Below are 7,283 nucleotides of genomic sequence, written 5' to 3' on the forward strand. Positions count from 1 at the left end.
ACGTCGTACACCACCTCACGGGACTTGACCTGCAGATGCATCGGATGCCACATCATGGACATGTTGGTGAATGTCAATCGGGCGCGCTGGCCTTCCCGGACGGTCAGTGGCTCCATCTGATCGAACGTTCGGCCGTTGATGGTCCACTGGTAGCTCGCCATGTCGCCGCCCAGGTCGGCGGACAGGTTCACCTCCGGCGGGTCTTGCGGCAACATCACTTCACCGGTAGCGGTGAAGGAGTGGACGGTGCCGATCTGCCCGTCGAGTTCGGGAGGCCGCACGCCGGGGTCCGGCACAGCGCCGGAGCCGGTACGCAGCAGTGCCCGCGTCTGGGCGTTCTTGCCTTCTGCCGAGGCGACGAGCGGAAAAACACCGTCTGCGGCAGTGACGATGACATCGTAGCGTTCGGACATTGCGATCAAGAGGGCGTCGACCTCGGTGGGGACGACGGGGAAACCGTCGGTGTGGGTGACGGTCATGCGGTGCCCGGCGAGTGCGACGCGGAACGCGGTGTCGGCGGCGGCGTTGATGATCCGGATCCGGACCCGCTGGCCCGGCTTGGCGGCGAACGAGGAAGGCGCCTCCGGGACGCGGCCGTTGATCAGGTAGAGGGGATAGGTGATGTCCCCGGCGTCCCCGCCGAGAAGGTTGGCGCCCGTCCCGTCGGACATACCGTCGTCGCTCGTGGGCGGCTGATCCATGCCGGACATGCCGGGCATGCTCATCCCGGGCATGGAACTGTGGTCCATCGATCCCATCCCGCCTGCACGGAGTTCGTCGAAGATCTGCTGAGGGCTGCGACCGACACCGTCGGTCCAGTCGTCGAGGACCACGATCCATTCGGCGTCGTACGACAACGGTTCGTTGGGGTCGTCGACGATCACCGGCGCATAGAGCCCGTAGTCGGTTTGCCCACCCACGTGGGGGTGAGCCCAGAAGGTGCCCGGGTGCGGCACCGAGAACCGGTAGGTGAAGGACTGGCCCGATGTGATGTCAGGGCTTGCGGGGGCGGCACCGTCCATATCGTTGCGCAGCGCGAGGCCATGCCAGTGCACCGAGGTGGGATCGGGCATCTTGTTGTCGACCGTCACGGCAAGCTCATCACCGACGCTGGCGCGGATCAACCGACCCGGCATCGTGTCGCCGTAGGCGAAGGACCGGACTTTCGGTCCGCCGAGGTCGAGCTCGGTCATTTGCGGGGTGAGGGCGGCGGCGACCGTGCGACCGGTGTGCGGGCGTTTGGCCTCGGCCGCGAGGATCGCGCTCTGCTCGATGCTCGACGCTGTGGGAGCGGTGGTCGATGTTGTCCTGGTGCTGCACGCGGTCAGCGCCAGACCACCGAATCCCACCGCGGTGGCAGTGAGAAAGGTGCGCCGGTTGACGCGGGAACCGATGTTGCCGGAGGGGGTCACGATGCTCTCCTGAAGAATGTGCGGAGCACGCCGCATCGCAGGGGCGGCGCGCTAGGGAACCGGTCAGCGGACCCGGACGCCGTATCGGGACGACGGGCCGGGGCCGTACCCGGTCACGTGCGCAGCACACACTTCAGGTGCAAGATCTCCGTACCGGACCCCGGCCGGGGCCGCCACCGGCGCCACCGGCCGAAGCGCCGGGCGTTGCTGCAGGCTACGGCGAGGCACCAGGCGACCAGTGCGACGAAACCGCTCAGCAAAAGGTTCGACACGCCTACCAGACGCAGGATCGTCGCCACGCATGCCACACCCATCGAGTCGGCCGCTGTCTCTGGGGCAGTGTGCTCCGCGAGCGAGTGAGGACGGAGCGGCGCCGGGTCGGCACGTTGCATCGATGGCGATCCAATCGATGGCGATCCGACAGCCGTCGCAGTGGGGGAATCGGTGGCCGAAACACCCGACGTCGGAAGCCGGGGATCACCGAAACAAGTATGCACGCCTCCAGCACCAGCCAGACCGTGCATGGCGATCAACCCCGCCACGACCATCACGGAGAGAGCCACGCGGCGCAGTGTCCGAGACAGGACAGCGGTGGAACTCATCACGGGAAATCTTTCGGATACTCGGGGCCGTCGCTCGCACCATAGTTGCATGTCCTGTGGCCTTTGCCCTCCGGCGGGTCGAGGGACATGAATCGTCTTCGTGGGCGGACAGGGGATTCTGGTATCGCTTGCCAGGGTGATGCGGCCCCTCGTTGCCACGTGTCGACAGTCGACCACCGGAGAGTGTGGATCGACCACCGGCCTCGCTTTCCGAGCGTCGACCGCGACACGACCGGGGCAGGTGCCGGCGGCAGGCAATGCCCTCGATGGCCAGCGAGCACGGGCGTGGGTGGCGGGGATGTCGTGTCCGGGGCTCATCGGCTTCCCTTCCGTCGGCATCGACAGCATCCCGTTGCCATAGAGACGCAGATCTGCAATTGCGGGTCGTGGAGGGACGACTACAGCAGGTAACTATCCTTCATAGTATTTGGGCGGCAATGCGCGCGCTCACCAGGGTCGGCCGGCGGGAACGGGCGAGCATCGGACGAGGGCGAGGTTCTTACGTGGCAGGCATCGGCAGGAGAGCGGTGGTCGGGGCGATGCTCGGCTGGACGGCGGGCGCGGCCGTGGTGGCCACGGCGCTGGCGGCGGTGTCGAGCACGGCGGTGTTGCGGTTGCTGGGGTTGCCGGATCCGGGGGCCCTGACGAGGTACGCCGTGCCGGCGGTCAGTGCGGTGGGGGAAGTGTCCGCGGTGATGATGGTCGGGTCGTTGCTGCTCGCGGCGGTGTTGGTGCCGCCGCAGCGCTCGGGGGTGCTCGATGTCGATGGGTACCGGGCGGTGCGCACGGCCGGGGCGGCGGCAGCGCTGTGGGCGGGGTGTGCCCTGGCGCTGGTGCCGTTGTCGTTGTCGGACACCTCCGGCCAGCCCTTGAGCGCGGTGTTCGCCGATCCGCTGCCGTTTCTACGGGTCGTTGGCGAGATCGAGGTGGCCGTCGCGTGGTTGTGGACGGCGGCCCTGGCGGCGATGGTGGGCCTGGGATGCCGGATTGTTCTGCGGCACCGGTCGACGCCGTTGCTGCTGGTGTCGGCGGTGGCGAGCCTGATGCCCCGGGCGGTGACGGGGCATTCGTCGGCGGGCGGATCGCACGATCTGGCGACCAGCAGTTTGGTGCTGCACCTGCTGGCGGCCGGACTGTGGGTCGGGGGGTTGGCGGCGTTGATGCTGCACACCGTCCGCGGCGGGGGGCATCTGGATGTGGCCACGCGCCGGTTCTCTGCCCTCGCGGCGGGCGCGTTCGGGGTGATGGCGGTGTCCGGGGTGGTCAATGCCGCGGTACGGGTGCCGCTCGGACAGCTCCTGGAGGGCGCCTACGGGGTCGTGGTGCTGGCCAAGGGGATTGCGCTGGTCGTGGTGGGCTGGCTGGGGTGGCGTCAACGCACCGTCACGGTGAGCACGCTGGCCGCCGACCCGGCGGATCGGCGGGCATTCACCCGGTTGGCGGTGGTGGAGTCGACGGTGCTGATGGCGACGGTCGGGCTCGGGGTGGCGTTGGGGCGCACCCCGCCGCCCGAGGGTGAGCGGGGGGAGCCGAGTGTGGTCGAGGAGGTGCTTGGCTACGGATTGGGTGGGGCGCCGACACCGGTTCGTATGTTGGCCGAGTGGCGGTTCGACCTATTGCTGGGCACCGCCGCGGTGGTGCTCGCCGTGCTCTATCTGCTCGGGGTGCGGCGGGTGCGCGCGGCGGGCGGGCGGTGGCCGATCCAACGCACCGCCGGGTGGCTGCTCGGATGTCTGGTGCTGCTGCTCGCCACGTCCTCGGGGGTGGGGCGTTATGCCCCGGCGGTGTTCAGCGTGCACCTGGCGGCCACCGCCGCCATCGCCGTCGTGGCGCCGTTGTGCCTGGTGCTCGGCGCCCCGCTCACCTTGGCCGCCCGCACGGTCCGCGCCGGCCCGGACGGGGCCGTCCCGGGGGCCCGCGAGTGGCTGCGCGCGATGTACACGAGCATGCCCGTCCGGGCGCTGACGAGCCCCGCGGTGGCCGTGGCGGCGTTCGTGGGCACCTTCTATCTGCTCTATCTCGCCGGGCTGTACGACGCGCTCGCCGGTTCGCACCTGGCCCACGTGCTGACCAACGTGTGGGTGCTGGCGGTGGGGTCGCTGTTCTTCTGGGTCACCGTGGGCCCGGACCCACTGCCGCGCCCCCCGGCGCCGGCGGCACGGGTGGTCGCGGCGCTGGTGGCGCTGGCAGCCTACGCCTTCTTGCTGGTGTCGGTAGTCAACGCCGGGACCGTCGTCGCCGCCGAGTACTACACCTCCCTGCGACGTGGCTTCTTCGACGATGTGGCCGCCGACCAGCGGCTCGGCGGCAACCTGGCGTGGGTGGGGGGTGAGTTGCCGCTGCTGCTGGCCGCGGTGCTGGCGACGGTGCGCTGGGCTTCGGTCGACGAGCGTCGGGCCCGGCGCCGCGACGAGCAGATCGATCGCGAGGGGGACGAGGAACTGGCCGCCTCCAACGCGATGCTGCGCGGATTGGACGGGGCTCCGCGCGAACCGAACAGACCGGCGCGGCGCTTCTGACGGTACGGCGTCCGCAGACCGAGATCGGCGTGGGGTGAGCCACTCGACCCCTTGATAAACTATGCGGAATAGTAGTACCGTGGCGGGGTTCGTCACGTTCGTTGTCAACGAACGGGTGCCTTTTCGAGGATGCGATCTTGACCCGATACCGCACATCCGGGCCTGACCCGGTCTTCCCGACCCACACGATCGGCACCGACCGTTTCGGTCACCGACGGCACGGCACTCGGGGCCGGTCGAGCGGGGCCGTATCTGCACTACGAGGTGTGGGAGTCGGACGGCGGCAAGGCCGATGGCGTGGCATGGTTGGATGCACACGAAGTGCAGGTCGCACCGGATGCGCGTGTGTAGGTTCATCGATGGTCGGCGAGTATCTGCGAGGGGAGTCATGCACGGATTGGGGGATCTGGAGGCCGAGGTGATGAACGAGCTGTGGTCGACCGACGAGCCGCAGTCGGTGCACGATCTGGTCGACCGGCTGCGTGATCGCAAAGAATTCGCCTACACCACCATCTTGACCGTGGTCACCCACCTGTACGCGAAGGGCTGGGTGCAGCGCGAAAAGCGCAGCCGCGCCTACTTCTACTCGCCCTCGCGCAGCCGGGAGGAAGCCACCTCTCAGGCCCTGCGGGCGCTGCTGGACAGCAGCGTCGATCCCAGCGCCGTGCTGCTGCACTTCGCCAAGACGGTGACCGACCGCGAGTACGACGCCCTGCGCCGGGGCCGGACCAGCCGGGCCCCCGAGCAATGACCTTGGCTCTGGTCCTGCTCCTCGGTGCCGCCCTGATCACGGTGGCGGCGCCGCCGATGCTGCGCCGCGTGGCTGCGACCTCCCTGCCGCCGGGGATGGTGCTGGCGGCGTGGCTGGGCAGCCTGGCCGGCGCGCTGTTTTTCGGGGCCTCGGCGGCGATCATCTTGATCTGGCCCGATCATGCCCCGGCCGAGACCGCGGTCGAGGCCCTGGTGCGGTGTCTGGCCGCGGTCACGCACGCCATCCAACCGTGGATCACCGAAGCCCTCGCCGGGGCCGGGGCGGTGGTGTTGAGCGCCGTGGTGGCCCGGGTGGTGATCCTGGGTCGGCGGCACGCCCGGGCGCAGGCCCGGCTGCTCGACTACCACCGCGAGGTGGTCTCCATCGTCGCCCGCTCACGGGGGGACGATGTGATGTGGCTCGAGCACCCGATGCCGATGGCCTACAGCGTCGCCGGCCGGCCCGGTTTCGTGGTCGCCACCGACGGACTGTCGCAGTGTCTGAGCAGCGGTGAGCGCGATGCTGTGCTCGCCCACGAGCGGGCCCACCTGCGCGGCAGCCATCACCGCATCGTCGGCGCGTGCGACGTTCTCGCGGCCGTGTTCCCGGCCGTGCCGCTGTTCGCCGCGGCCCCGTCGGCGGTGAAGACCCTGGTCGAGCTCACTGCCGACCAGCACGCTGCGCGTGCTACCAACGCCGCCACGGTGTGCGCGGCGCTGGTGGCCGTCTCGGCTTCCCCGCTGCCGCAACCGCCCGGGGCGTTGGGGCTGAGCAACGAGACGTCGCTGCGTCTGGTCAAACTGCGCACCAGCTGGCGAATGCGGTGTCCGCGCATGTCGTACGCGGCGGCGGCGGCGGTGTCGATGGCCGTGCCCGCGGCGACCGCACTGGCCGGCCTCGCCACCGCCTCGGCCGGGGTGTGCCTGGTCCCGGTCGTGCTCTGAGGGGTGGGAGGCACCGCACCCGGCCCAAATACTATTCGGCATAGTATTTGGGTAGGCTGCCGAGTGTCTCAACGTCGTGCGCTCGCGCAGAAACTCGGATCGGACAGCCCATGACCGCTCTCGTCCCCCCACCCGTCCCCGTCGCCACCCGTCCGATGCCCCCGCGGCGGGGACACAAGGGCGCCTTCGTCTACAAGATGGTCACCACCACCGACCCGAAGGTGCTGGGGTTGCTGTACCTGGTGACCTCGTTCGCGTTCTTCGCGGTCGGTGGGGTGATGGCGCTGATCATGCGCAGCGAACTCGCGGTGCCGGGTCTGCAGTTGCTGTCCAACGAGCAGTACAACCAGCTGTTCACCATGCACGGCACGATCATGCTGCTGATGTACGCCACCCCGGTGGTGTTCGGCTTCGCCAACTACATTCTCCCCCTGCAGATCGGTGCTCCGGATGTGGCCTTCCCCCGGCTCAACGCCTTCAGCTACTGGCTGTACCTGTTCGGCTCGCTCATCGCGGTCAGCGGCTTTCTCACCCCCGGCGGCGCTGCGGACTTCGGCTGGACCGCCTACGCGCCGCTGAACTCGGAACTGCACTCGCCCGGCATGGGCGCGAACCTGTGGATCGCGGGCCTGGCCGTCTCCGGTCTGGGCACCATCCTGGGCGCGGTCAACTTCGTGACCACCATCGTGTGCCTGCGCGCACCGGGCATGACCATGTTCCGGATGTCGATCTTCACCTGGAACATTCTGATCACCTCGATCCTGGTGTTGCTCGCCTTTCCGTTGCTGGCCGCGGCGCTGTTGGGGCTGCTCTACGACCGGCTGCTCGGTGGATCCATCTTCGACCCCGGCAACGGTGGGGCGATGCTCTGGCAGCACCTGTTCTGGTTCTTCGGCCACCCCGAGGTGTACATCATCGCGCTGCCGTTCTTCGGCATCGTCTCGGAGATCTTCCCGGTCTTCTCCCGCAAGCCGATCTTCGGCTACACCGGCCTGGTCTACGCCACGCTCGGAATTGCCGCCCTGTCGATCGCGGTGTGGGCGCACCACATGTAC

The 7,283-nt window shown here is 68.9% G+C and carries 5 protein-coding genes; 4 read left to right on the forward strand and 1 reads right to left on the reverse strand.

Features of this window, described 5'->3' with window-relative positions; translation table 11 throughout:
- On the reverse strand, nt 1-1,412 hold a 1,412-nt coding region (locus CQZ88_RS18870; protein ID WP_102800149.1), incomplete at its 3' end, for a multicopper oxidase family protein.
- A gap of 1,141 nt (nt 1,413-2,553) precedes the next feature.
- Here CQZ88_RS18870 and CQZ88_RS18880 point away from each other — a divergent pair.
- From CQZ88_RS18880 to CQZ88_RS18895, 4 genes are all read left to right on the forward strand, one after another.
- On the forward strand, nt 2,554-4,533 hold the full coding sequence (locus CQZ88_RS18880; protein WP_374703829.1) for a cytochrome c oxidase assembly protein: 1,980 nt from the start codon (nt 2,554-2,556) through the stop codon (nt 4,531-4,533).
- A gap of 388 nt (nt 4,534-4,921) precedes the next feature.
- Nucleotides 4,922-5,284, forward strand: coding sequence for a BlaI/MecI/CopY family transcriptional regulator (locus CQZ88_RS18885; RefSeq protein WP_102800152.1), 363 nt, complete (start codon nt 4,922-4,924; stop codon nt 5,282-5,284).
- Nucleotides 5,281-6,228, forward strand: coding sequence for a M56 family metallopeptidase (locus tag CQZ88_RS18890; protein ID WP_102800153.1), 948 nt, complete (start codon nt 5,281-5,283; stop codon nt 6,226-6,228). The genes CQZ88_RS18885 and CQZ88_RS18890 overlap by 4 nt, the downstream gene beginning before the upstream one ends.
- A 110-nt stretch (nt 6,229-6,338) precedes the next feature.
- Nucleotides 6,339-7,283, forward strand: a 945-nt coding sequence (locus CQZ88_RS18895) for a cbb3-type cytochrome c oxidase subunit I (RefSeq protein ID WP_180987041.1), incomplete at its 3' end; no start/stop codon positions are given.

This window comes from Rhodococcus sp. ENV425, from assembly GCF_002887785.1.
Taxonomy (GTDB): domain Bacteria; phylum Actinomycetota; class Actinomycetes; order Mycobacteriales; family Mycobacteriaceae; genus Rhodococcus; species Rhodococcus aetherivorans.

Excerpts from the sequence above, each read along its gene's own strand:
- CQZ88_RS18880 (WP_374703829.1), top strand. The coding sequence starts at position 2,554 with ATGCTCGGCTGGACGGCGGGCGCGGCCGTGGTGGCCACGGCGCTGGCG.
- CQZ88_RS18885 (WP_102800152.1), top strand. The coding sequence starts at position 4,922 with ATGCACGGATTGGGGGATCTGGAGGCCGAGGTGATGAACGAGCTGTGG.
- CQZ88_RS18890 (WP_102800153.1), top strand. The coding sequence starts at position 5,281 with ATGACCTTGGCTCTGGTCCTGCTCCTCGGTGCCGCCCTGATCACGGTG.